We start from the raw sequence: 23,296 nt of genomic DNA, 5'->3' as shown, positions 1-23,296 counted from the left end.
TTTTTTAGAAGTTAATTAGGGATAAAACCGGTGCGCTCTATTTCCTTGTTGCCTGTCAAGTGGTGATATGTAATATCCTTCAAATCACTTGGTGGTAATTCATTATCTAAAATTATAACCTGATACTTATTTGAATATTTTGCTAAGTGTTTGAAAAAAGATTCTTTTACGCTTGTATTTACATCTTCATTTTTTGCATTTTGGATTTTATCACGTTCCTTATATGTCGTTAATGGAGAATCTAAAATAACAAAGCCTGGGTGTGGGAGTCCACGATTAGTACAATAGTCCATAATAGCTAAAATAAATGCAGAGTTAATTATTGCCCTAGCTCCTTTTCCATAGGAAGCTTTGGTTTTCCCTGCTACAATAACATCAGTTTTTTTATTGTTAAATTGGACATCATCTTTATCATTGATAAAACTCCATTTTTCAAGAAACATCTCTATAATACTGCAGAATTCAATTAATAGTTCATCAGATAATTTGTTAATTTCAGCTTTACTTACATTAGATTTTGTTTTTTCAATTGTAGCATTGAGCTTAATAATACGAGCATTCATTTCAGATAACTTATTTTTTCCTTTTTGAACATCAATAACATGGTCCCTTACTTTTAAATACTTTTCATAATCAGATATCTCAGAGGAAATAAACGTTGATTGTGTCCTCAACAAACCTTCTAATTCATTAATTGAAGTTTGTTTCTTTTGCATTAGCACATCATTCTCTAATAAATCATCTTCAAAATCTGATATCGTCTCGTCTAAGTCTGACAAATGTGAATTCAATTTCTGTTTCTCTTTATTGATAGCAATATAGTAGATTTCCTTTGGCTGATTTTCATTTTCTATTTGCGTACTACAAACAGGACAAATTATATCTGTAAGTTGGTCAATATAATTGTGAGACTGATCAATAAAATCCAATCTTTCAATATCTGATTCGTAGTTCTTTTTTAACATTCTAAACTTTATTAAATTATCCTTGATTCGTGCCTTTTCGTTTGATAAAACACGATATTCGTCGATTAATAATCTGTGCTTGTTTTCCTGTTCTTCCACTTGTGCTTTATTTTCTTTTATTAAAAGCTCTATCTCTTTAATTCTTCGATCAACATTCCCCACACTTTTTTCCTCTAAAGATTCCTCTAATCGAGAAATCTCTACCCTTAATTCATTGCTTAAAAACGTTAACTCCTCAATTCTTCCTCTAAGCTGTGCTTTCTTTACTTCAACACTTTCAGATTTGACATATTTTTTATAATCATTTCCAGTAAGTAATGTGAAGAAGGTTGCTGTTTCTTTAGTAGATTTTGCATCACGTGTTGTATCTCCTAGAAAAACAGCTGAATTACTCTGCACTATTCTCGATTCATTCAACATCATTAACGGGACAAATTTTCTGAATGTAAACGCTTCGGTTTCACCTTTAGTTGTTGATTTTAAAACATTTTCATACCTACAATCAATAAGACTCAGTAGTTTAGATGATAAGCTTTTTTTAGCTTTTGAATCACTTGATAAAACATTCTCCGAGACATCATCAATATGGTCAATATCTGAATGATACATAAATATATTAGTTTTCTCATTTTCATTTAAACTTCTTTTCAAAGTAATTATTTGTTTAGACTTCTTGTCTATAAATTCCAACAGTACATTATTATATCCTATTGACTCTTCAGGCTTCTCTGGAAGCTCACTTCCACCCAGTATATAATTGATACATCCAAATGCAAACGATTTTCCGGTATCTGATGCTCCTGCAATAATATTTAATCCATCATTGAAAGTTAGTATCGCATCTCTTTTACCTATTCCTTGAAGTACGAGTTTTCTAATAATTAGACCAAATTCACTCAATGAAGTCACCTACCGAGTTATACTCTTTTTCAAATTCACCTATCCATGAACCTATATTCTTATTTATGTATTTATACATTTGAGCATCAGAATAGTTCAAGAATTTTTCATTTACTACTACAATATTTTTCTTTAACAACTCAACATACCCATTACAAAATAGGCCAATAAATGGATCAGTTACTCTGTTTTTCTGATAATAAACCCCTGTCTTTGTATACTTAATGTCCATTAATCCCTTAGAAACCATAAGTCCAAGTCCTTTATTAATAATATTTCTCCTAACTGCAATTTCGGAAGAATGATTGGGATTGTCTGGATGTAAACTTCTATGAGCTTCATCAATGTCTTTTAAATGTAAAATAAAATAATCATAGTACATAATTCGCTGGGAACTCATTCGCTTTTCACATAATGATAAAATAAATAGTGCTCTTACACCGACTTCCTCAGGAGAGTTAAATATTCTAATTTTATTCGCTATCATAGATCCACTGCAACTCCTCATCATTAACCAGTTCGTGGCAGATACCGCTTTTCTCTAATATATTAATAGCTCCTAATTCAGTACTATTAATAGGAAGAATTTGGGATCTTCCGACAGTTTCATCTACTCGTTTCAAGTCAGTATCGTATTCTATTTGACAAGTTGCTATAACTCCATGAAGAACTTGATTTTTTACATCATCGTAGGCATCATCACTAATTAATTCATCTCGAGCAAATCTTTTTAAAGCCTGTGCATTATGAAAACACTCTCTTTGACGTTTAAAGTGCTGATGTAAATTCTTCTTTAGTTTAAGTATCTCAATATTATTTATTGATGTATTTTCATGTTTGGAATATACCTGTAATAATTGATCAACATATTGCATTCTTAATTCCTCATCCTCAATATCTTCTTGAGGCTTGTTTACTTTAGGACGCTGCTTCAGACCTCCACCAAAATGATATTTATACCATCTAGTTTTAGCGAATTGTTCTATAAGAGTCGCAGGTGAAATCTCAGACACAATAGAGAAGTCAAACTGTTCAATATAAACTTTCAGTTCAGCTGATAAAGGTAATCCGGAAGATAATATTTTTCTTTTGCCTGCACAGTATTTATCCCAAGTATCAATTAATTCTCTATTTATTTTTGATGGGTGTTCAACCAAATCTCTTAAATCTTGTCCAATACCATTGCTTGCAACAATAAAATACTTTCGAGGTCTATTGTATTTTCCAATCATCGTATAGTAACAGAGCTTTCCGAATTCACTCATATAGCCAGATGGAGCAAGCGGGTCTTTATACCTTTTACACTGAAAAATATCAAAACTTTGCATTGAATTATCTAAATAGGCTACAATATCACGTCCGGAATCTTTAGAGCCACCTATTTGAGCAACACTTTTATAATTTTCATATTGCATTAAATATCCTACTGCCCATTCGCAAACTATATCTTCAAATTCTCCAGCTTCAATAATTCTTAAACGAACTAATGGGTCAATTGAAGTGTCAAATATTCGGCTAGTATCAATAGATGCTCGCGGTGGAGCTACTGGAATAGTTTCCAATTTTGAGTCCCCCTGCTCTAGTAATTCTATATTCCCTAAGACTATACTCCTAATTTTATCATATAAGGACATGGAAGTAACATCCATTGTATCGAAAATTAACTAAAGGATTTTCAACACTATGTGTCTTAAAAAAACGGAGTAGCCTGTAAACAAGCTACTCCGGTCGATTATTACTGGTTAATATATTCCTTCAGTAAATTATCTCATCTCCCGATTCCGTGTTCCATGAACTGGGTTTAAAATCAAACTGAACAAAATTCCTTCAATTAACTAGACAATTCTTTCCTATACTAAGGAACGTTATTATTTAAACTGATACAGCCCACCTACAGACAAAACATTACTATTTCATCTTTACGTTTAAAGTGGCTCTAAATCAAAGCGTTCTCACGAGCCATACGCAACACTACTGCACATGTACCATCTGTAAATTTTTGTTTTCAAGTAGCACCATCTATGTGCACTCCATTAAATAAATTTGGATAAATATCAAAAACATGAAGAATTTTGTTTATATTAGTCTTTGAAGTCACTGAAACTAAACCTGGTATATCTCCAAATTTAAAAAACTGATCATTTATGCTACCAGAATACTGATTTAGTAGAAACGCTAAAAAAAACTTTTCACCTGATGATATAGACCGTGTCGATCTTTTAAGATGCTCAAAATTCAAACCAACAACATCATTTTTTTTATCCATTGTACTTTTTCTTATTACTATACAATCTTCAAATTTTAATAAAGGAGTCTTAAATATTTCTTCCCACAAGTCTTTTATAAGTTTGTACTTCGTATATTTTTGGTACTTCATTTTTAAAGACTGCTCCAATTCAGATAACACATTCAGTAGGACGTCTATAAGATTCTTCGCTTTCTCAAGCGAAAAACTATCGTTATTACTTGTCCCCGAACCTAAGATATATTTCCTTTTTGAAACAGTGTTATCATGTGCAAGTTTATTCCTATACTTAGATACCTCATCTATAACATTTTTATTAAATGGCAGTTCAATTGATATAAGCTTCTGCATTTTTTGTAATAGCGCGACTGCATCTCCTTTTGAAATAGATTTTATTTCAGCTTCGATGATGCTATAAAGGATGTAATTTGATGAATAGATATTATTAATTATATCTGAATATTTAAGCTTAGGCTGCTTTTCGTCTGATAACTTCTCTGGGAAGGCGGCGAGTATTCGCCTTACAACCTCACAAATGCTGCTTTCAAAAAGGGCAAATGAATAAACAAAAAAAGCTTCATAGTTTTGTTTATTCATTTGCCCGAACATATCATTAATTTTCTCAAAGTTGACTCTGAGATCATTAATTAATTCTTCACAAACAAATACCCTCATTAATTTTACACCGCCTATTCCACTAACTTCTACCATTTTTAAGATGATTATCTAAAACTCATCTGTGTGGAATCATGCTCCCAAGTGACTGAATTAACGTCCATATTATCCTTGAATATAAGCAGATTTCATTGAATTACAAATTAATTAGCCGATATAATTTATCGTCAATATCCTCCGCTTCAATCTCAGACTCATCTTTTTTATCATATAAATTTTCAAGATAACAATGTAGAATTCTTAATTTGGAGTACACGCTGATTTTATCAGTAAGTAAATGTACACATGTTTTTAATCGTTCGAAATAAAGATTCAATCCTACGTCTATCTGATGAACACCTGCATTTTTTAATTCGGAGTATGTTTTTAAATCAAGATTAGGTATAGAATTTTTTAATTTAATATTATATTGGGGTTTAAAATGATAAATTAGCATGGCCTCAATCACATTAACCACTGTAGCATCTGTTATTTTCTTTCCCAATTCATCAGTAGTTTGCCAGTGTGAGTTCCCAAAATACATGGTGGTCATGGAGTCTGGGGTCATAACTGTATGTAACTTAGACTTCGCATGAAGCAAAAATATTACCAGTTCTTTATCTCTATACTTCATATTATAGTCTCTATATATCTTCAAAATCTTCTCATGACTGCTCAATCTATCAAAGATATTTCTACCTTCACCAGTATCAAGAGATTGTCCAATATACAAAATTTCGTACTCCTCGCTTGTTTCCCAATTTTGATTGGACATACTTATTAGATCGTATATAGATAGCTTCTTTTGGGCATATATGTTAGACCTATTAAAGAAATCAACATGATTTTCCCTAATAAATTCGATCCCGTAATTAGTCAACCCTATTTCAATTGTAGTTCCATAATCACTAGTATTAATCGCAATGGACCCATTGGGAACTTCAAAAGGCAATAGTATAATATTCGATATTTTATAACTCTCGTTTATCTCCAAGCATTTATAGCTGACAACTAATTGTTGATTGATGCAATGAGCATCTACTATTTGATACTTTCTTGCTAACATAACCATATAAATATTTGTATTTTTGTAGTGTGAATGCTGTTCACGAACATCATCCAAATGCATATATGGAAATATAAACTGTTCATCGAAAAAAATCTCAAGTAGTTTCTTCACAAAAAGCCCCCCTCTTTTTGGATATGCTTTAAACGTTAAATACCTTCTACACTATTTTCATCGTACCCTGGGATATTCCAGTGGCCTAAAACTTCCATACTATTCATTTTATATCTTACTGAAAAAACAATTTATACATACTACTATTCTACAATATCTCCGTATTTTTCATAGCACTTTCTTAAACTTAAGTGGTCTGAACTATCCTCGCTTTTCTTCTATTCATAAATCCCAAACACTTACAACGATCAAGTTTCAACAGGAAAATAAATACTTCTTAAAAAAAACAGTATCTCTGCTATTTTGTTAGGTACTGATGAAGAACCCGTACCTAACTTCATCTCCACTAGCCGAGCAAAATTCCCCTGAGGAATTATTGACTAATTGTAGAACAAGTAATGACACATAAAGTGTACAAAAAGCCCAAGCGCTAACTACGCCTGAGCTTCGTCCCATAGGTAAATGTGGCTCCAAAACACTACTCCCTAATTAACAACACACAGCACTCCACATGTATGGACTACGTACAAGATTATCAGAACAAAAAAACGGCATCTCTGCCGTTCTGAAGGTTAAGTATGGTGGAGAGAAGCAAGTTAGCTTTAAATTAGTCCAGACTTTTGCAGCAGCTTCTGAACAAGGGTCGCGACCTCAGCTCTGGAAATATATGCTTTTAGCGCAAGTTGCGCGTTGCTTCTCCCGGTAATGTTTGTAACTCCAAGCAGTCGACAATACTGCTCTCCGCCCACTCGGAGACGTTGCTCGCATCTGCGAAGGAACTCAGTAATTTTCCTGATACCTTGATGTCATCAAGGCTCGCTTTAGCTTTTACGGCAAAATCGAGCGGTGGGACGACATGGGTGAACCCCTTTGCAACGAACTTCTGGCAACCAGAATATATCCGGTCCCCCGAATTGTGATAACTAAGAATAACAGTCCACCTCAAACACAAGCAAAGAAGCCCGAAAACTAAATACATTCAGGCTTCAATATACAGGAAAATGAGGCTCTTAACTACTACTTCCTTACAAGCAACACACAGCTCTCCACATGAACCGTCCATGGAAACATATCGACCGGCGTCACTTCCGCCGTCCGGTAACCGCCGTCCTCCAGCACACGCAGATCGCGAGCCAGCGTCGACGGGTTGCAGCTCACATAGACGACACGCTCCGGCTTCATCGCCAGGATCGTATCAAGCAGCGCAGGATCACAGCCCTTGCGCGGCGGGTCAACGACGATAACATCGGCGACGATGCCTTCCTTGCGCCAGCGAGGAATGACAACCTCCGCTGGACCTGCTTCGAACGCAGCGTTTGCGATACCGTTCAGCTCCGCGTTGCGCTTCGCATCCTCGATTGCCTCCGGTACAATTTCGACGCCGTACACATGGCCCGCTTGCCGCGCGAGGAACAACGAGATCGTGCCGATCCCGCAATAAGCATCGATAACCGACTCCGTGCCGGTCAGTCCCGCGTACTCCACCGCTTTGCGGTACAGCTCCACCGTTTGCGCCGGGTTCACCTGGTAGAATGATCGTGCGGAGATTGCGAAACGGATGCCGTCGAGCTCATCATAGATGACCTCACTGCCCCATAGTACGCGCGTCTCGTCGCCGAATACGACGTTCGTGTCCCGCTTGTTCACGTTCTGCACGATACTCTTCACAGCCGGGAGCGCCTCGCGGATTTGCTTGATCCACTCCTCCGCCTGCGGAAGCTTTGTACCGTTCGTGACAAGCACAACCATAATTTCACCCGTGATAAAACCTGTCCGCGCCATCACATGGCGAAGCAGCCCTTTGCCGCTTTCTTCATCATAAGCCGATATGCCAAGCTCCCGTCCGATCGTCTTCACAACACGCACAACCTCGTCATTGCGGTCATGCTGAATGAGACAATCGTCCATATCGATAATTCGGTGGCTGCCCCGCGCATAAAAGCCAGCGATCAGTTCGCTGCCCGCTCCACCGCTAGCACCAACAGGCACCTGTGCTTTATTCCGGTAGCGCCATGGCTCTGCCATGCCAACCGTAGGATGCACAATAATTCCCTCGCCCATAGCGTCATCTTCGCCATCCCCATTGGCAAAAGCCTTTCCGCCCGCAACCCTCAGCTTGCCGATCCGCTCCAATGAATCGATGACATGCTGCCTTTTCCACTCCAGTTGAGCCGGGTAATCGAAGTGCTGCAGCTGGCAGCCCCCGCATTTGTCGAAAATATCGCAAGGCGGCTCCACACGGTCGCTGCTCTCCGATAGCAGCTCCTCCAGCCGGGCATAGCCGTACTGCTTCTTCACTTTCATAACCTTCGCCCGTACTCTCTCGCCAGGCAAAGCGCCTTGAATGAACAAGGTAAAACCGTCGGCGCGTCCGACACCTTCTCCGTCATGGGTCAAGCCGATAATATCGACCGTTACCTCTTCATTTTTCTGAAACGGTGCATCTTCACGAGCCTTTTCCTTTACATTCGTTCCGCCCTTGCTCCCCGCTCCGTTCCGGACGCCAGCTCCTCTGCTCCCTGTCTGCCTTCGAGCTCCGCCGCCTGCTTGTCCTCTGCCGTTATTGCCTCTTCTGCTCATCCCAACAATCTCCGTTCCTCATGCTTTATCCCTCTAGTGTAATCCATCTCCAAAAAGAAATAAACCTCCATAAGCAGCCAATCGCCACCCGGCGCAGCTTGCCTACAAAGGTTTATTCATCACTATCTATTAACGATACGTCGAGATACCCGTCTCATCGGTAAAAATCTGCAAATGCGACGGCAGTACCGAGAACGTAAACGGCAACCGGCCGCCATATTCCCCGTCCAGATTAATCTGTACATAATCCGGTGTCGTCACCTTCAGCTCACTCGTCCGAAAATGAATAAAATGCGAGTCGTTCAAATGTTCGCCGCGCAGCGCCATCGTCGCAAGGCGGATAAACTCCGCCAAATTGCATTTTTTCAGCAAAATGACATCAAACAGCCCGTCGTCCACCTTGGATTCCGGGGCCAGCTTCTCGAAGCCGCCAACAGAGTTGCTGTTGCAGATAAGGAACAGCATGAATTCCCCGTCAAATCCGCCAACACCCGCCGCTTCAAAGCTGAGCTGTGTTGGACGGAGGCGGGTCATTTTCTCCAGCCCCTTCATATAATAGGCCAACTGCCCGATCATCGTCTTCAGCTTGCTTGGAACGTCGTAAGTCAGCTCCGTCAGCGATCCGCCACCGGCGATATTAATGAAATAGCGATTATTCGCCTTCCCTACATCAATCGGCCGCGTATACTGCTGAATAATCAGGTCGCAGGCATATTCCCAATGCCGTGGAATCCCCATCGCCCGGGCAAAATCATTCGTCGTGCCCAGAGGCAAAATGCCGAGGGGCGGCAGATTAGGCTTTTCCGCCAAGCCATTGATGACCTCATACAGCGTTCCGTCACCGCCGGCCGCAATGATCATGTCATAACCACGCTCTGCTGCCTCGGCAGCCGCAAGTGTCGCATCGCCCTCGCCCGTCGTCGCATGACAGCTTGCTTCGATACCGGCCTGATCAAGCTTTTGCAAAATATCCGGCAGCCGGCGCTTCATCTCTTCCCGTCCCGATGTCGGGTTATAAATTAATCTTGCTCTTTTATGTACCATACGATAAAGCCCCCACTACGAATACCGTTCCGTCGCCTCAAGCTGCTCAAGCCAAGTAGAGATCCGTCTCTCCAGCCAGCGCGCAACAGCAGGATGCGGCAGCATCGCCTCGCCGTTATAGCGATAGTCCAGCCCAGACAGCCGCTTCGGAATGACCGTATTCGTAAAATATCCTTTGCTCAAAAATAGCGGCACAACAATCACCGCTTCATCCGGCCTGTTCTGTTGAAGCTCACGCATTCGAGCCGCAGCCTGATCCGGCAGCAGCATCGCCGTCGCCGCATGCGCAAAACCGCCAAGCTCTCGCATCCGTTCCGCTAGACGATTCAGCCCATGCTGCCATCGCTCGTGAAATACCGGCTCCTTACTGCCATGACCAATTAACAGCAGCGTCTCCCGATCAGCAGCCGTCGATAATGGCCTTATGTTCGACAGCAGCAGCTCTATAATTTCTTCATCCTCGTCAATCGGCTGGCCCATATGAATGCTGGTGGTACGTTCCACCCGGAAGGTTCCTAGGTCACCCTCCAGGTCTGAGATTGGCGGAAGTCCAAAGGCTTGCCCGATTTCATCGACATGCGTACTGCCGGACGAGACGAACAACGGGAGCACGAACAGCTCCGTTACACCTTGTGCTTCCAATGCATCAATACCGTCTTGGATGAGCCGCCCCTCCACAATTTCGAGGAAAGACGAATAGACCGGCACGCCCTGAAGGGATGGCAATGACACGGCGGCAGCAGCCACCGCTTCATCTACAAGCCTTACCCACTCTGCTTCCCGCGAACCATGGCTGATAACGAGTATGCCGGGCTTCATTGCTTATCGTCCCAAACGCTCTAAAGCCATTTTATACCCGTCGTTGCCGTAATTCAAACAACGCTTCACCCGTGAGATTGTTGCTGTGCTGGCGCCTGTCTCTGCCTCAATCTGGTTGTAGGTGCTGCCTTTGCCGAGCATGCGCGCAACCTCAAGCCGCTGAGAGAGCGACTGGATCTCGTTGATCGTGCACAGATCGTCAAAAAAGACGTAGCATTCCTCCACCGATTTAAGAGTCAAAACTGCTTCAAATAACTGATCGATCGCTTTATCGTTAAGCTTTTTAAGCTGCATGCAAATCCACTACTTTCCTATAAGTTATTGCTCACATTGTAACTTTTTTAGGGCATTTTTTCAAGCATTACCGTTTCGACGCTTTACAGGACGGAAGAGTCCTTTATTAGGGAGACAGGGCTGCTATCCCGATTTTTTATTGGTGACCCGTGACAATCGTCCAATCCGTATGTTCGCCTATCCCATAGACTGCTATTAAGCAGAACATACAATGAGAAAAGGGTTGTGATCCGCGTGAACTACCGCAACAACAACGGCGGCGGTTATCCGCAGCACTACTATCCGCCGCACTCGCCTCACGGCGGCCATCACCGCCAGGCGCTGACCCAGAAGAGCCAGGGCGTCTCCAGCCTGTCTCAGACATTCGGCGTGAACCAGGAGATTGACCCGCCCGTACCGGCTGTTCCCATACAGGAATCTCTGGCTCCCGTGGTCGTACCGGCCACAGCCGCCGAGCTGGTCGAGACGACCCAAGCGGCACCGGCAAAAGGGGGACTGTTCTCCCTCGACAAACTGGGTGACATCAAAGGCTTCGTCGACCGCCTCGGCGGAATCGACGGCATTCTGAACACCGTCACCAAAGTGCAGAAGGTCGTCTCCACCGTGTCGCAAATGGCGCCGATGGTCAAAGTGCTGATGGGCTCCTTCAAGAAATCGAGCGATGATTCCGACGAGTCCGATGAATTTATTCCAAAGAAGCGCAAGCGCAGACGTAAACGTACAGGTGCCTCAAAGGGACAGCGCAAACGGAAGTCAGTGAAGAAGAAGCTGTAACCATCTCCTGCTCCGCAATGAAGGACGCAAGCCAGTTGGCTTGCGTCTTTTCAAATTTCAGTCTGCCTGGTTGTCCGATCTGTCTGGCTGCCTAGTTGTCTGCCTGATCTGCCTGATCTGCCTGGTTGTCTGTCTGATCTGTCTGGTTGTCTGCCTGGTCTGCCTGGACAATTAGCTTTTTCTAACAGTAGAGAAATCCGCGCGTGCACATCCTATAGCGAACCTGATTCGCAAAAGAGCGAATCCAAGTTCGCTGTGTAACTCCAAACTAGCGACGGCATTGGCTGCAACGAACTAAACTTCGCTTTTCGTGAACCTTCCTTCTCCAACAGCGAACTTCTTTTCGCTAATGCTGCTGCTTCGAGCAAAACCGTATGTTTTGCTCGAATACTACGAACCTGTCTTCGCTATTTAGCGAAGACGATTCGTTGCAGGTTAAATGGATACGTTTCAGCCCGCATACTTAAAGTAAATAGATCCGCACGCATGATGGGCAAGACCTACAACGAACCTGATTCGCAAAAGAGCGAATCCAAGTTCGCTATGTGACTCCAAACTAACGACAGCATTGGCTGCAGCGAACTAAATTTCGCTTTTCGAGAACCTTCCTTCTCCAATAACGAAATTCTCTTCGCTAATGCTCTAGCACAACCCCGTTCTGTACGTTTTTGAGTAAAATCTACGAACCTCTCTTCGTTAATTAGCGAAGACGGTTCGTTGTAGTCAACCAGCTAAACATGTGCTATGTGTCCTGTCCCAGTGGGTATCGATGTGCTGATATTTTCTGTATGCCCTGTTGCGTTCATTGTGTTGGGTGTGCTTGCTGGGTTTACTGGGTGTTGGTGTGTCTAGTCTGTACGATATGTCTGCTGTATCAGCTGGGTCAGCGGATCTCCGCAGTATCCTCTATGTCCTGCTTGTAAGGGATAGCTTTGTATGGTTGGTTTCTGTTCGGTACGTCTTGTGCGGTCTTCTGTTGTGTGCGCTTAGGGTAAGCGGAGCGTTTTGAGTTCAGGGCGACTTTTCGAAGGTTCTATCCATTAAACATCGTGCAAGCGATGGGAAAATGGAATCAAGAACGGCGGCATGAACCAAAACGCGCAGCGAACCCAGAACTCGACAGCACACAACGCTACACAGAGAGAACCCGCACCACATAAAAAAGACTGCCAAGAACTCCCGGCAGCCTCCAATCCTTTTAGTAAAACACATTATCGATAACCCAATAAACAGCATAAGCCATAAAGACAGTAATCGGAATCGTAATAATCCACGCGACGAAGATACGGCCAGCGACCGACCAGCGAACGCTGGAGAAGCGCTTCGCACTGCCTACGCCCAGAATCGAGGACGTAATAACATGCGTCGTACTTACTGGCAAATGAATCAGTGTCGCAGTCAAAATAACGGCTGCCGAGCCGATATCGGCGGCAAAGCCATTGATTGGCTCGATTTTGAAAATCTTCGTGCCCATCGTTTTAATGATTTTCCAGCCGCCGACCGAAGTGCCGAGCGCCATTGCAAGCGCAGCGGACAGCTTAACCCAAAGCGGAACGTCCATCGTATCTTGAATACCTGCCGCTACCAAGGCGAAGGTAATGATACCCATTGCCTTTTGCGCATCATTCGTTCCGTGCGAGAACGATTGGAATGCAGCGGTAATGATCTGTCCGAAGCGGAAGCCTTTGTTCACTTGATGCGGGCTGGAACGGGCAAAAATCCGTTTCAGAATCCACATGATGATAAAGCCCGCAGCAAACGCGATCAGCGGAGAAATGAGCAGCGCTTTGACGATATCGAGCATACCGCTGCTGTTGATCGAACCCGTGCCTGCTCCTGCAATGACCGCGCCTGCAAGCGAGCCGATCAAGGCATGGGAAGAGGAAGAAGGAATACCGAACCACCAGGTGATGAGATTCCATACGATGGCGGACACAAGTGCGGCAATGACAATCTCAACGCCATTGGGGAGATCAGCCGGATTGGCGACACCGCTGCCAATAGTTTTCGCTACACCGGTAAAGGTCAAAGCGCCTACAAAGTTCATGACAGCTGCCATCATAATGGCAACACGCGGCTTTAACGCCCGCGTCGATACCGAAGTAGCAATCGCATTGGCTGTGTCGTGAAAACCATTGATGAAGTCAAAGCCGAGCGCAAGAATAACGACTACTGATAGAACCATTAAATCCATTTGAATTGACTCCTACTCTCTACTATCTGGTTAGCTGTTGCGCATAATGATCGATTCCAACGTATTGGCTACGTCTTCGCAATAATCGGTCGTTAGCTCCAGCATTTCGTAGATTTCTTTGCGTTTAATCAGTTCAATCGGATCCTTCACATTAGCGAACAGGCTCTTAATTGCAACGCGCAGCAGATCGTCCGCTTGGTTCTCCAGCTCGTTGATCGCGATATTCGGTTCGCGGATCGCAAGCAGTTTTTTCTCCGTCAGCAAGTAAATGGCCTTCTTGATTTGATTAGCAGAGCGCAGCAAAATATCGCCAAACAACGTGATGTACTCGTCCTTTTCATGAACGTAGTACATTTCGAAGCGCGAAGCGCAAGCTTCAATGCCGTCGAGAACATCGTCGAGAGACGTCGTAAGCGCCATTATATCTTCCCGCTCAATCGGGGTAATGAACGTCTTGTTCAGTTCTTTGAGAATGGTGTGGACGTATACGTCGCATTTGCTTTCGTATTCTTTCATCGCCTTTGCGAAAGCTGTCACATCCGACAGGTCAGAAACCCCGTTTGAAAAGTACTGTACTGCTTCTACTAAGGTGTCTGCCATTTCTTCAAACGTTTTAAAGAAAATGTCTTTTTTCTTAAACATCGTAATCCCCTTTACCTGACTGGATGTTGAGGCTCATAAAATAAGCCCAGATAATCTTAACATAGTTTACTTTAGTTTTGTTAAGGGAATGTAAAGGATTTATGAAAACTTTTATTTTTTTCGTATTTCATTACAAATAATTAAAAAACACGCCCCGCAAGGAGCGTGTTTACAACAATTCCCTATCAACATTCGTATAACCGAATCGTCAAGTTGGAAGCACTCTTTGCCTGTTAAGAGTGTTTCCGTTAAGGCGCCATTTTACCCAAAAACGATATGATCCTCGAAGGTTGGCGTATTCGGCACAACATGGAAATACGTTACGCCCGGCACAAACGGCAGCTCAGCTCCGTCCTTCATAATACGAATCATATTGTCGCTGCTGCGCACCCATTCGCATGTGATCGCCTTGCCTTGCTGGAACAGCATGGCCGAACCGCCTGCATGAAGATCCACTTCCAGCCGTCCGACATCATCAAGCGTTTTATGCTTTGCGCCAAGCACCACCAGATTCGCGGCTTTCAATTGCTCGTTATTGTTCATATCGACATGAGGCTCGCCATTAATGGAGCGCTGGTATAGGCCGCTCGCTGCATCATAGGCGTACGACACTTTATAATTTTTCAAAGTAAAGCCGATTTCAATAGTTGTCGCATCCGCGCCGGCTCCTGCTGCAGCTGACACCGGAACCGCTCCGTCCTGACTGCCCGGTATGAACGAATAGACCGGAACGGAACGTTCGCTTGCATAGCCCCGCTTATCTGCCCCGTTCCGAAGCTTCTCCAGATCCGAATAGAGATTATGCGGCGCTTTCCGCTCCTTGCTGCGCCAGAAATAGCTTCCCGCATTCGAGATTTCATCCAGATAAGGCTTCTTCTGCTGCTGCAAAATCGCATATGCGTCATTGCTGCCCCCTGCATGAGCAAGAACGGCACCATAGCTTTCCCCAATATCGATCAAGTAAGGACGTATACTGCGAATCGGACCAATGGAATCTGTAAGCTTGTCCGTGCTCTGGAAAATCGCGATCAATCGCGTAATGCCGCCTTCCGCAAGCACTTCCCATACGATATCGGCATTCGTTAACCCGGATTGCGGGCGGGCAGGCTTCAAATTGTTGATCATGACCGCAATTGGACGAGAGCCTGCTTCCATATCTCTTCCCAGACCGGTTAATGGTGCCGTAAAAGGATGTCCAGGTGTCATTTCCGGTGCAGGAGCATCTGTCGGATCTACAATGACTTCCACATCAGGGTCTGCAGCTTTGCCGCCTTGGCCGCATGCCGCGAGCAGCAAAACCATCATTGCAGCCGCTAACACTATTGCTGTCAATTTGCGTAATACTTGCATTCGATTATTCATTTATTCTCCCGCCTTACATTCGTCATTGTCACGCGGTAGCGCTTTATTTCTATTTATCATTTAATCACATTTAGAAAAAATTGTCTGCTCCATTGCGCAAAAAAACGGCAGCGCCCGCTGGCACCGCCGTCTTGCTTGCTGCTATTAAATACTCCAATGATGCCATTCCTGCTGCTGCCGGTCCAGGCCAGCAAGCCAGTTCGAGCTTACCCGAATCGCTTCTTCCTGATGCTTGCGGTTGGAGTACGTATGATTCGCTTGAAAAATAATTTCCTTATCGCAGAGCCCTTCACTGCGGGTCCAGAACACCTTCTGATATAGGAAGCTGTAGTCCACTGGAATGAGCTCGTCGCTCGTACCGTGCACAAGCAGCACCTCGCCGCCGAATTTCGTTGCCGCCTGAAACGGCTGATGCTGAAGCAGCGAGTCGAAGAATACCGGTTGAAGCGTGAAGCCCGAGTAATCCGTTTCGCCTTGCTGAACCGCTTCGTCGTAGCCGGTTCGGCCGACAATCCGGACGATGTCGTTAAACGGATAGGCAACAGGCGACCATAGAATAAGCCGTTTTACCCGTCTGTCTCTTACAGCCGTCATGAGGGCAAGCGAACCGCCCAAGCTATGACCGAGAAGCACGATCCGCTGCGGGTCGACGCAGTCCATCGAAGAGATGTAATCGATCGCGGTACGCGTCTGGTCGATCATACTTTCAAAGCCAAGGGCGCCATAATCTCCATTGCTTTCGCCGCAGCCGCCATAATCGAAACGAAGAACGTAAGAGCCCTCTGCCGCCAATGCTCTTGCCGTCTTCACGAATAACCGGTCGACGCCTACACGGCTGCCCACGAATCCATGGCATATGATGATCGCTTGTTTTTTGGCATTTTCCTTGCCTGCGACGTCCTTTGGATAATGAAGCGTAGCTGCCAGCTCCAAGCCGTCATGACGCAGAATCAATTGTTTTTCCATTCCGATAACCTCCCGTAGCCCGCACCCTTAAGTAATTAAATGAATATAGCTCGTCAATATTTATAATTCCTACCCGAATACTATGATTAATTGACCTCATAATAGCATTCACCCAAACCTGCTGTCAACAGGTCAATCAAGATTTCTTATTTTGGACATACTAAAGCCACACCTATTCCCGTAAGAAAAGGAGTGACCGTTTTATGCCTGTATGGATCGAGTGGCTGACCAAACATTGGCTGTCCGTCATGCTCATTGCCGGCGCTATCATCGCGGTGCTGTACGTGATGATCAACCGGGATATGCTGTTCTACAAAGAATAACTTACGTATGCCGGCATTCCGAAGAGAATAAAATTACTCCTCCTTCACAACCGGCAGCTTTACCGTTACAATCGTTCCGGCTCCGCGTTCGCTGTCAATCAACAATTCGCCGCCGTGGAGCTCGGCGATTTCTTTGCAAATTGCCAGTCCCAGCCCGCTTCCTCCATGTCCCGTATTGGCCTTGTAGAACTTTTCCGTGACATGAGGCAAGTCCTCTTCGTTAATCCCGCTTCCCGTGTCCGCAACTGTTAACTGCGCATACGCCTTCTTCTCATTATCCTTGTCTGCATACGTAGTCGTAGCAATTCGGACGGACCCTCCGCTTGGGGTAAACTTGAAAGCATTGTCGATCAAATTAATGATGACCTGCTTCAAGCGGTTCGCATCCCCGTAGACGAAAATCGGATTTTTGCCAAATGTTGCGATCAGCTTCACGCCGGTCTGCTCTTCGCGCACCCCGAGCTGATGCACCATTTCCCTCACCGGACTGTTCAGATCAAGCACTTCCGGCTGCAGCTCGATATTGCCGGCTGCCAGCTTGGAGAAGTCGAGCAAATCTTCAACAAGCCCTGTAAGCCGGTCCGTTTCACGGCTAATGATATTAAGCCCTAACGAGGTTTCCTCATCAACCGCCGATTCGCTTCCTTTTAGCGTTTCGCTCCACCCTTTAATCGAGGTAAGCGGCGTTCTCAGCTCATGCGAGATGGAAGAAATAAAATCATTTTTCAGCTTTTCCCGCTTATTCAGCTCCACGACCATGACGTTAAACGTCTCGGCAAGCTGCCCGATCTCGTCATTATTTCGCTTGACCGCCCGGCGCGACCAATCTCCGTCGGCCATATAACGTGCCGCACGCGTCAGCTCCTGAATCGGACGTACGATCCGCTGCGTCATCCACAGACTTAAGCCGAGAAACAGCAGGACGACGCCAGCCCCGACGATAGCAGTCATTTGCGTCAGCCGCGTAACCATGTCGTCAATCAACTCCACCGAAGCTGAATAACGAAGCAGCGAGACGACTCTCGTATCATTATAAATAGGAATCGTAACTGAGGTGACCCGCTCTCCATAATAGGGGTCTTCTCCCTGCCAAGTGCCGTTATAGCCGTCCATAGCCGTTTTTACATCAGGGGTCGTATACTGAACTTGTTCCGCAAATCCGTCGGAGTCAATGGCTACTCTGCCATTATTGTCGAGAAGCTGAAGGCGGACATCTCCCTCAGCCATATATTGCAGCATATAATCGGCTTGATCGTGAACCTTCAATGAGGCCAGCGACCGGCTATGCTGCGTCAGCGCATAGATCGCCCTTTGCTTAACGGAGCTTTGCGCGCTCCCATAGTAATAATTCCATATCAAAGTCAGGAACAAGCCTCCAAGCACACAAACAACGAGAACGATGAGAAGCAGGTAGCTCCATACGATTCTTGTTTTCAGGCTGTTCATGGACGATCGCTCCGATTCCACCGATAGCCCAGTCCCCATACCGTCTCGATGAAGACCGGCTCTGACGGATTGTCCTCGATTTTTTGCCGTATCCTGCGGATATTCACATCGACGACCTTCAAGTCGCCAACATAGTAACGGCCCCATACTTCGGTCAAAATATCATCCCGGCTCACGTTCCGGCCTTGCCGCTCCATCAGCAGCTTAACCAGCGTCCACTCCGTCGGAGTCAGGACGATCTCATCGTCATGCTTCCAAAGCTTGCGGTCGGCGAACGTAAGCCGGAAGCGTCCGCGAACCAGCTCATTATCGGTCTGAGCCGCCGCTGCCGTCTCGGCGGCCTTATCCGCTCCCTGCACAGCAGAGGGCTTGGCCTCAGACTCGGCTTCACCTTCCAGGGGAGCAGCTGCCAACGTGCCTTCAACTGGCTTCATCCGCCGATAGAGCGATTTGATTCGGGCGATTAATTCACCCGGACTGAACGGCTTTTGCACATAGTCATCAGCCCCCAGCTCCAGTCCGTAAATTTTATCCTCTTCCTGGGATTTGGCCGTTAACATAATGATGCCCATGCCCGGATAGAGGCGGCGCAGCTGCTCGCACACCTCGAAACCGCTAATTGTCGGCAGCATGACATCCAGCAGGGCAATATCGAAAGGCCCTTCATTCGCCGCCAATGCCAGCGCCGCTTCGCCATGATCAGCCTCAATAACGTCCATATCGTTGCGCTTTAAGTTTATGCGTACGAAGCCGCGGATAGCTTCCTCGTCCTCCAGCAATAAAATTCGCATGACACACCTGCTTTTTGTTTATATCGAATAACTATTCGTCTTCCATTACCCGCAACAGCTCGCTAACCTTCCCGTCCTCCAGCCTCATATTCAGGAAGACCGCTTTATCGCCCTCCGGCATCGATTCCGGCGGTTCTGCGAAGGAGACGGCATAGACCAGGCCGTCTTTTATTTTCAGAACGGAATAGCTTCGGCCCTTCGATTTCCACTCTGCATCGAATGCCTCCCGTTTCTTAAGAGGAATGGCATAGATGTCAGCCAGCTTCGCCTTATAGGCTCGCTCACCGTTCCAATATTCAAAAGCAGCGATCGCATAGCTAGCGCCTTTATCCGGCGCTCGAACCGTATAGTGCCCCATCCATGCCCCGGGAATCTGGAAACGGATCTGGTAGCCGTAATCGCTGTATTCCTCCAGCACCTTATGAAAGGCATCTGTCCCGTCCCATTGCATCCATTCGTTAATCCATCTCATTTCAGCGTAAGGTAGATCGTCATAACCAGGCGCAGGTCTCGGCAGCATTAACTCAATGATACCATCGCCGTTTACGTCCTCGCTCATAACCGGCGTCTCGGTAAAGACGACATCCTCTGGTCCTGCGGACGCCGCCAGCTTCGGGTAAACAAGCTGAAGACGCCTGTTCTCCCAAGCGTACATGGCGGTGTACATCGCGTGGGCCCCCATCGAAGCTTCTACGACGATTCCGTTCTGTTCCGGTGAGACACGGCCAATGATCATCCGGTCATACATATTAACACCGTCATACAGCTCCAGCTGCTGCAACAGCGTCAGCTCAGTACCCTCCCAATTGTACAGATTCAACGTATAGGAAGGCAGACCCGCCTCCTGATAGGAGCCATCGCTTTGAATAATAGCGATTTCAAGCCTGCCGTCCCCATTCACATCTCCAACCTCAGCGTACGCATAAGGAATGGAATCTACCGGCTGAAGTACCAGCTTGCCCTCTTCATTCCGTACCGGCTTTGATTGGAAAGAGTAAAACTCAGCTAGACTAGGGCTTTCAAAAGAACCGACCCAGCCGATGGCAAGCTCCACCTTGCCATTCTGGTCGAAATCATCGATTTTAATCCAGTCGATTTGCCTTGCCATTGGCTGCTGGATAATAAACCAGGAGCGCCAGACTCCCGAGGACATCCGGAACACGACAAGCTCCGGAACGTTATACTCATTGTATAGCGAGACGATCGCCTCTGGCGTGCCGTCACCGTTCAGATCAACTAGACGGATGGCACCCTCTCCATCATCACGAAGCGGCAGCGTCAGCTTGGAATAAGCAGGCCTTGCCGCTTCTACTGCCTTCATCAATGCCTGCTTGTCCGCTGTCTGCGACGGCTTCGTCAGCAAATCAGCCGGTGCAGCCGTATATTTGCAGCCGGTCGCAAACATACACAGAAAGGCGGCTATTAGCGCCGCCCTGCTTAACATGCTTATTTTCAAGGAAAGATTAACCTCCTTATCCTGCCATTTCATCAGGAGTCACGAACGTATAGCCCTTTTTCTTCAAATCATCAATGACATGCGGAAGCATCTCCACCGTATGCTTTATATTTTTGTTGCCGAATGAATGCATAAGAATAATAGCGTGAGGCTTTGCTTTTTTCCGAATCATCTCCTGCATTTCTGATACCGGCGTTCCCGCCCAATCGCGTGTGTCGATATTCCAGCTGACGAGCTCGCGGTCTTCGTCCTTCAGCATGCTTTTGAGCGTATCGGATACGGCGCCATATGGAGCGCGGAACATTTTCGGCTTGAAACCGACAACATCTTTAATCAGCTTATCGGCTTCATCAATTTCTTGCTGGATTTGCTCCGCATCAAGCTTGGCCATATCTTTATGATTCATCGAATGATTGCCGATTGCATGGCCTTCGTCTACAATTCGCTGCAATACTTCGGGTTCCTTCTCTACCTGCTGGCCTACGACGAAAAATGTCGCTTTCACACCTTTTTCCTTCAATATGTCCAGTATAGCCGGTGTATACTTCTTATCCGGTCCATCATCAAACGTTAGTGCGATAATTTTGTCCTTGTAGTGATGCTCCACAGGGGGAGTCTCATGTTCATGTTCTTGTCCTTGTTCCTTGTCCGGCTTCGTTCCATTTCCCGGTTTACTTGGCAGTTCGGATGGTGGTGCCGTATGCTCGTCGCCCTTGCTTGTGTTTCCGTTATCGGTACCGGTTTTTTCCGGCGGCCGCGGATAATCGACAAGATCGCCTTGTTCGACTGCACCCGGCTTACTGTTATTCTGATCGGTTTCATCTGCTTTTACAACTTTTCCAGTAATCTCTGCAATTGAGAGGCCTAAGCCTGTGCCGCAGCCTCCGATAATAATGCTAATAACGACAAGCATGACGGCTGCTGCTAGCGAACGACGACGATTTCTGCGTTTATTTCCCATCCTAATTCACCTTTCTACTCTCCCGGGTTGATAGTTTCATAGTACCGGATTAAGAGAGCGAGGGAGTTACAAATTAGTTACATGGTTTCGACATCTTCCAGCAGTTTTTACCAAGCCGTTTTTTGGACAAAAAAAAGAGCCGGGAACGGCGCCGGAACTGACTCCTGTATGGGGCAGGAATCAATTACATCGCATATCTCAGCTCTTTGCTTGAGTTGATTGGAGTTATTTATTGCGGAGCTTCCATACCGTTCAATGCCCATTCCTCTTTCGATGGACCATATACTCCCGGTGCTTGGATTCCCGCTTGGCGAATCAGAATCGTCAGTTGTCCGCGATGATGAACCTCATGCTTGATAAACATGCCGAGCAGCGATCCATAAGTGAAAGGCTTGCCGAATACAGTCAGCGGTTCTGATAGCTTCGCATCGGTCAGCACTTCTCCGGCGCTGCGGATAATGGACTGCGAAATTGCACGGTAGGCTTCGGCTAAAGCAGCTGCCGATTCTGAACGGCCAGACGGTCTGTCCAGGTTGAATCCAGCGGAACTAAGCATGCCTCCGCTTTCGGCCAAATGCCATGCCAATTGACTGATTGTCCGGTAGCCTGGCGCGACGGCCTGCGTAAGAGACTCATCCGTCAACGCGTCAAAAATCCGTTGCGTTGAAGCTGATTCTTGCGTATAGTCTTGGATAAAGCTTTGAACGGTTGCATACATGTTGGAAAACCTCCAATTAAGTTCTACTGACCTAAATAGTGTAAGGCTGTGCTTCTCATAAATCAAATGGAGCAGCCTCAACCTTTCCAAAGGAGGAACTGTTACATGCTGCTGGATCAACATATGCGGGACAGCTACTTAAGCCGGCTGGGAGGCTTTGAAGCAGAGCCTCCTACGCTCCCCTATTTGCAAAGACTGCACAGAGCCCATGTGGAGAAAATCTCTTGGCAAACGATTGATATTTTCGCCCGGAGAACGATCTCTATTGACCCGCAGGACTCTGTCCGGCTCATTAACGACCAGCGGAGCGGCTATTGCTTTCAATTAAACGGAGCCTTTAGCCTGCTGCTTCGTACTCTTGGCTTCAAAGTGACGTATCATGATTCCGGCATCCAGCCTGTAGGACTGCAGCCGCGAATCGACTCCTTTCATGTGGGCTTGCTTGTGGAGCTTATAGATGAGCAAGGTCAGCCGCAGCAGTGGATTGCCGATGTCGGACTTGGCGACATGCTTTATGATCCGGTTCCGCTCTTGTCCGGGTCCTATGAGCAACAAGGATTCGTCTACAGCGTAACCGGATCAGACGTCGCCGAAGGCGGCTGGCGCTTGGTACATACCCCAGGCTATTCCTATGCCGGAGTCGACTTTGCACCAGAACCGCTGCCGGATTTGAACCGCTTCGCCTCCCGTCATCATCATTACTGTCACGCGCCGGAATCACCGTGGCTGCGAGTTCTGCTGCTGCAAAACCGCCATGCCGGAGGAAGCAATGAGCTGCGGGGCTGCATCTGGAAATCCCGGACAAGCTCTGGCGTGGAGACAACCGAAATAACGAGCAAGTCCCAATGGTTTGACATTATGGCCGAAGTATTCAACGAGCCGCTAGCCGATTACTCAGCACCCGACAAAGATGCCCTATGGAGCAAGGTCAGCCGCATGCATGAAGAGTGGAAAACAGCAAAAAGTAAAGCCCGCTGATCAG

The 23,296-nt window shown here is 45.9% G+C and carries 20 protein-coding genes; 2 read left to right on the top strand and 18 right to left on the bottom strand.

Annotated features, from left to right (window positions below; all coding sequences use genetic code 11):
* Positions 1-11 precede the first annotated feature (11 nt).
* From ACFVVF_RS22670 to ACFVVF_RS22630, 9 genes are all read right to left on the bottom strand, one after another.
* On the bottom strand, positions 12-1,865 hold the full coding sequence (locus ACFVVF_RS22670; RefSeq protein ID WP_387814530.1) for a hypothetical protein: 1,854 nt from the start codon (positions 1,863-1,865) through the stop codon (positions 12-14).
* Entirely contained in the window at positions 1,858-2,352 is a 495-nt protein-coding gene (locus ACFVVF_RS22665) for an ABC-three component system middle component 2 (protein ID WP_387814528.1), read from the bottom strand. Before ACFVVF_RS22665 ends, ACFVVF_RS22670 begins: the two co-directional genes overlap by 8 nt.
* On the bottom strand, positions 2,339-3,427 hold the full coding sequence (locus ACFVVF_RS22660; protein ID WP_387814526.1) for an ABC-three component system protein: 1,089 nt from the start codon (positions 3,425-3,427) through the stop codon (positions 2,339-2,341). The genes ACFVVF_RS22665 and ACFVVF_RS22660 overlap by 14 nt, the downstream gene beginning before the upstream one ends.
* 443 nt (positions 3,428-3,870) lie before the next feature.
* The gene (locus ACFVVF_RS22655) at positions 3,871-4,821 is read right to left on the bottom strand and encodes a hypothetical protein (RefSeq protein ID WP_387814524.1); all 951 of its coding nucleotides are present in this window, start codon (positions 4,819-4,821) and stop codon (positions 3,871-3,873) included.
* A 100-nt stretch (positions 4,822-4,921) separates the two neighbouring features.
* The gene (locus tag ACFVVF_RS22650; RefSeq protein WP_387814522.1) at positions 4,922-5,944 is read right to left on the bottom strand and encodes a hypothetical protein; all 1,023 of its coding nucleotides are present in this window, start codon (positions 5,942-5,944) and stop codon (positions 4,922-4,924) included.
* A gap of 1,017 nt (positions 5,945-6,961) precedes the next feature.
* The gene (rlmD, locus tag ACFVVF_RS22645) at positions 6,962-8,524 is read right to left on the bottom strand and encodes a 23S rRNA (uracil(1939)-C(5))-methyltransferase RlmD (RefSeq protein WP_387814520.1); all 1,563 of its coding nucleotides are present in this window, start codon (positions 8,522-8,524) and stop codon (positions 6,962-6,964) included.
* A 129-nt stretch (positions 8,525-8,653) separates the two neighbouring features.
* A complete protein-coding gene (locus ACFVVF_RS22640; protein ID WP_387814518.1) occupies positions 8,654-9,568 on the bottom strand; it encodes a diacylglycerol kinase in 915 nt (304 codons plus the stop codon).
* Positions 9,569-9,583: 15 nt separating this feature from the next.
* Positions 9,584-10,387, bottom strand: a complete 804-nt coding sequence (locus tag ACFVVF_RS22635; RefSeq protein ID WP_387814516.1) for a sirohydrochlorin chelatase — start codon at positions 10,385-10,387, stop codon at positions 9,584-9,586.
* Between the two features lie 3 nt (positions 10,388-10,390).
* A complete protein-coding gene (locus ACFVVF_RS22630; RefSeq protein ID WP_042167158.1) occupies positions 10,391-10,681 on the bottom strand; it encodes a YerC/YecD family TrpR-related protein in 291 nt (96 codons plus the stop codon).
* Between the two features lie 225 nt (positions 10,682-10,906).
* Here ACFVVF_RS22630 and ACFVVF_RS22625 point away from each other — a divergent pair, with 225 nt between their 5' ends.
* Positions 10,907-11,455 (top strand): hypothetical protein, encoded by a 549-nt coding sequence (locus ACFVVF_RS22625; protein WP_387814514.1) that lies wholly within the window; start codon positions 10,907-10,909, stop codon positions 11,453-11,455.
* Between the two features lie 1,198 nt (positions 11,456-12,653).
* On the opposite strand, the gene ACFVVF_RS22620 is transcribed toward ACFVVF_RS22625, so the two are convergent.
* The 9 genes from ACFVVF_RS22620 to ACFVVF_RS22580 all read right to left on the bottom strand — a co-directional run bounded on the left by ACFVVF_RS22620 (position 12,654) and on the right by ACFVVF_RS22580 (position 22,314).
* A complete protein-coding gene (locus ACFVVF_RS22620; protein ID WP_387814512.1) occupies positions 12,654-13,649 on the bottom strand; it encodes an inorganic phosphate transporter in 996 nt (331 codons plus the stop codon).
* A 30-nt stretch (positions 13,650-13,679) separates the two neighbouring features.
* Complete coding sequence (locus tag ACFVVF_RS22615; protein ID WP_387814511.1) at positions 13,680-14,291, bottom strand: DUF47 domain-containing protein; 612 nt, start codon at positions 14,289-14,291, stop codon at positions 13,680-13,682.
* Positions 14,292-14,552: 261 nt separating this feature from the next.
* Positions 14,553-15,653: a DUF3048 domain-containing protein gene (locus ACFVVF_RS22610; protein WP_387814509.1), complete on the bottom strand. Its 1,101-nt coding sequence runs from the start codon at positions 15,651-15,653 to the stop codon at positions 14,553-14,555.
* Positions 15,654-15,797: 144 nt separating this feature from the next.
* Positions 15,798-16,619, bottom strand: coding sequence for an alpha/beta hydrolase (locus ACFVVF_RS22605; RefSeq protein ID WP_387814507.1), 822 nt, complete (start codon positions 16,617-16,619; stop codon positions 15,798-15,800).
* 356 nt (positions 16,620-16,975) lie between these two features.
* Positions 16,976-18,388, bottom strand: coding sequence for a sensor histidine kinase (locus ACFVVF_RS22600; RefSeq protein ID WP_387814505.1), 1,413 nt, complete (start codon positions 18,386-18,388; stop codon positions 16,976-16,978).
* Positions 18,385-19,179 carry a response regulator transcription factor gene (locus tag ACFVVF_RS22595; RefSeq protein WP_387814503.1) on the bottom strand — a complete coding sequence of 265 codons (795 nt, stop codon included), beginning with the start codon at positions 19,177-19,179 and terminating at the stop codon, positions 18,385-18,387. Before ACFVVF_RS22595 ends, ACFVVF_RS22600 begins: the two co-directional genes overlap by 4 nt.
* A gap of 31 nt (positions 19,180-19,210) precedes the next feature.
* Positions 19,211-20,635 (bottom strand): hypothetical protein, encoded by a 1,425-nt coding sequence (locus ACFVVF_RS22590; protein WP_387814501.1) that lies wholly within the window; start codon positions 20,633-20,635, stop codon positions 19,211-19,213.
* A 16-nt stretch (positions 20,636-20,651) separates the two neighbouring features.
* Entirely contained in the window at positions 20,652-21,596 is a 945-nt protein-coding gene (locus tag ACFVVF_RS22585; RefSeq protein WP_387814499.1) for a polysaccharide deacetylase family protein, read from the bottom strand.
* A gap of 229 nt (positions 21,597-21,825) precedes the next feature.
* Entirely contained in the window at positions 21,826-22,314 is a 489-nt protein-coding gene (locus ACFVVF_RS22580) for a DinB family protein (RefSeq protein WP_387814497.1), read from the bottom strand.
* Positions 22,315-22,419: 105 nt separating this feature from the next.
* On the opposite strand from ACFVVF_RS22580, the gene ACFVVF_RS22575 reads away from it, so the two are divergent.
* Complete coding sequence (locus ACFVVF_RS22575; protein WP_387814495.1) at positions 22,420-23,292, top strand: arylamine N-acetyltransferase family protein; 873 nt, start codon at positions 22,420-22,422, stop codon at positions 23,290-23,292.
* Positions 23,293-23,296 lie beyond the last annotated feature (4 nt).

The sequence above is a fragment of the Paenibacillus sp. NPDC058174 genome, from assembly GCF_042883865.1.
Classification (GTDB): domain Bacteria; phylum Bacillota; class Bacilli; order Paenibacillales; family Paenibacillaceae; genus Pristimantibacillus.
The sequence above is the reverse complement of the archived record's forward strand: the minus strand, read 5'-3'. Positions and strand labels throughout refer to the sequence as shown.

What these genes read in the sequence shown, in the direction of transcription:
- ACFVVF_RS22665 (WP_387814528.1), bottom strand. Translation starts at nt 2,352, where the DNA reads ATGATAGCGAATAAAATTAGAATATTTAACTCTCCTGAGGAAGTCGGT.
- ACFVVF_RS22655 (WP_387814524.1), bottom strand. Translation starts at nt 4,821, where the DNA reads ATGGTAGAAGTTAGTGGAATAGGCGGTGTAAAATTAATGAGGGTATTT.
- rlmD (WP_387814520.1), bottom strand. Translation starts at nt 8,524, where the DNA reads ATGAGCAGAAGAGGCAATAACGGCAGAGGACAAGCAGGCGGCGGAGCT.
- ACFVVF_RS22640 (WP_387814518.1), bottom strand. Translation starts at nt 9,568, where the DNA reads ATGGTACATAAAAGAGCAAGATTAATTTATAACCCGACATCGGGACGG.
- ACFVVF_RS22635 (WP_387814516.1), bottom strand. Translation starts at nt 10,387, where the DNA reads ATGAAGCCCGGCATACTCGTTATCAGCCATGGTTCGCGGGAAGCAGAG.
- ACFVVF_RS22630 (WP_042167158.1), bottom strand. Translation starts at nt 10,681, where the DNA reads ATGCAGCTTAAAAAGCTTAACGATAAAGCGATCGATCAGTTATTTGAA.
- ACFVVF_RS22620 (WP_387814512.1), bottom strand. Translation starts at nt 13,649, where the DNA reads ATGGATTTAATGGTTCTATCAGTAGTCGTTATTCTTGCGCTCGGCTTT.
- ACFVVF_RS22615 (WP_387814511.1), bottom strand. Translation starts at nt 14,291, where the DNA reads ATGTTTAAGAAAAAAGACATTTTCTTTAAAACGTTTGAAGAAATGGCA.
- ACFVVF_RS22610 (WP_387814509.1), bottom strand. Translation starts at nt 15,653, where the DNA reads ATGAATAATCGAATGCAAGTATTACGCAAATTGACAGCAATAGTGTTA.
- ACFVVF_RS22605 (WP_387814507.1), bottom strand. Translation starts at nt 16,619, where the DNA reads ATGGAAAAACAATTGATTCTGCGTCATGACGGCTTGGAGCTGGCAGCT.
- ACFVVF_RS22600 (WP_387814505.1), bottom strand. Translation starts at nt 18,388, where the DNA reads ATGAACAGCCTGAAAACAAGAATCGTATGGAGCTACCTGCTTCTCATC.
- ACFVVF_RS22595 (WP_387814503.1), bottom strand. Translation starts at nt 19,179, where the DNA reads ATGCGAATTTTATTGCTGGAGGACGAGGAAGCTATCCGCGGCTTCGTA.
- ACFVVF_RS22585 (WP_387814499.1), bottom strand. Translation starts at nt 21,596, where the DNA reads ATGGGAAATAAACGCAGAAATCGTCGTCGTTCGCTAGCAGCAGCCGTC.
- ACFVVF_RS22580 (WP_387814497.1), bottom strand. Translation starts at nt 22,314, where the DNA reads ATGTATGCAACCGTTCAAAGCTTTATCCAAGACTATACGCAAGAATCA.
- ACFVVF_RS22575 (WP_387814495.1), top strand. Translation starts at nt 22,420, where the DNA reads ATGCTGCTGGATCAACATATGCGGGACAGCTACTTAAGCCGGCTGGGA.